Origin of the sequence: Streptomyces calidiresistens, assembly GCF_014141525.1 — a bacterium.
GTDB classification, from domain to species: domain Bacteria; phylum Actinomycetota; class Actinomycetes; order Streptomycetales; family Streptomycetaceae; genus Streptomyces; species Streptomyces calidiresistens.
The window spans coordinates 1-1,504 of record NZ_VKHS01001067.1 but is presented as its reverse complement, the minus strand read 5'-3'; the positions used below and the strand labels follow the sequence as shown (position 1 = coordinate 1,504).

1 protein-coding gene is annotated in these 1,504 nt (G+C 71.7%); it reads right to left on the bottom strand.

The window, feature by feature from the left end; all coding sequences use genetic code 11:
• Positions 1-97 precede the first annotated feature (97 nt).
• A complete protein-coding gene (nhaA, locus tag FOE67_RS25470) occupies positions 98-1,465 on the bottom strand; it encodes a Na+/H+ antiporter NhaA (RefSeq protein WP_182667171.1) in 1,368 nt (455 codons plus the stop codon).
• Positions 1,466-1,504: the final 39 nt, after the last annotated feature.

Genomic DNA, 1,504 nt, shown 5'->3' with positions numbered 1-1,504 from the left:
GAGCGGACGGGAAAGGGCCCGGGGAGCGGCCTCCGCCGCCCCCCGGGCCCTTTCCCGATGGTCCCCCGTCGCGTCGCCGCGTCCGGGAGACCCCCGCTCAGCTTCCGGAGCGTGCCGGCACCCCGGTGTCCCCACCGGTCCCGCTGTCGGAGGCCCCGGGTGCGGCGGCCGCCCCGGAGGAGCCGTCGTCGTCCGCCCGCACGGCCGGCGGCTCGCCGATGTCCGAACCGCCGGAGCCGCCCGAGGCCACGTGCTGCCGGTTCCGCATCCCCAGCACGATGCTCGCGCCCACGGCGGCCAGCAGCGACGCCAGCAGCACCGCGGCCTTCACGTTCTCCTGGAGGGCCATGTCCTCGGTGAAGGCCAGTTCGGCGATCAACAGCGAGACGGTGAAGCCGATGCCCGCCAGCATCGAGGCCCCGGCGATGTCGGCCCACTTCAGGGCGGGGTTGAGATTGACCCGGGTGAGCTTCACCATCACCCAACTGGCGCCGAAGATGCCGACGATCTTGCCGAGGAACAGGCCGAGCACGACGCCCAGCGCCTCCGGCTGCTGCGGCAGGCCGGTGATGGTCTCGGCCGAGATGGCGACGCCGGCCGCGAAGAGCGCGAAGACCGGCACCGCCAGGCCGGCCGACCACGGGTGGACGATGTGCTCGATGTGCTCGGCGGGGGAGTGCTTCTCGCCCTCGCGCGGGGTGGAGCGCAGGAGCATGCCGATGGCGACGCCCGCGATGGTGGCGTGCACGCCGCTGTTGAACATCAGCGCCCAGATCACCAGGGCCAGCGGCACGTAGATGTACCAGCCGCGCACCCCGCGGTGGTGCAGGAACCAGAAGACCCCCAGCCCGACGAAGGAGCCGAAGAGGGCGAGGAAGTTCAGGTTCGAGGTGTAGAAGATCGCGATCACGGTGATCGCGATCAGGTCGTCCACGATCGCCAGGGTGAGCAGGAAGGTCCGCAACGCCGATGGCAGGTTGCGCCCGACGACCGCCAGGACGCCGAGCGCGAAGGCGATGTCGGTGGCCATCGGCACCGCCCAGCCGTCCATGTTGCCGCCCTGCGCACCGACGACGACGGCGTAGAAGATCGCCGGGACGGCCATGCCGCCGACCGCGGCGACGATGGGCAGGATCGCCGCGACCGGATTGCGCAGCTCGCCGACGACCATCTCGCGCTTGAGCTCGATGCCGACGATGAAGAAGAAGACCGCCAGCAGGCCGTCCGCGGCCCAGTGGCCGATGGACATCCGCAGGCCGAGTTCGGAGAAGCCCAGATAGTGGTCCCGGACCGAGGCGTAGCCGTCGCCGAGGGGCGAGTTGGCGAGGATCAGGGCCAGGGACGCGGCGATCAGCAGCATCAGGCCGCCGGAGACCTCCAGACGGAGGAACTCGGCGATGGACCGCCGATCGCGCTCCCGGTACTCGCCGGGCAGGTCGGGACTGGGTGCGGACGGGGGCGTCATCAGCGGGGGCCTCCGAAGGCGGTCGGGAACGGGCGGGCG

What these genes read in the sequence shown, in the direction of transcription:
- nhaA (WP_182667171.1), bottom strand. Translation starts at nt 1,465, where the DNA reads ATGACGCCCCCGTCCGCACCCAGTCCCGACCTGCCCGGCGAGTACCGG.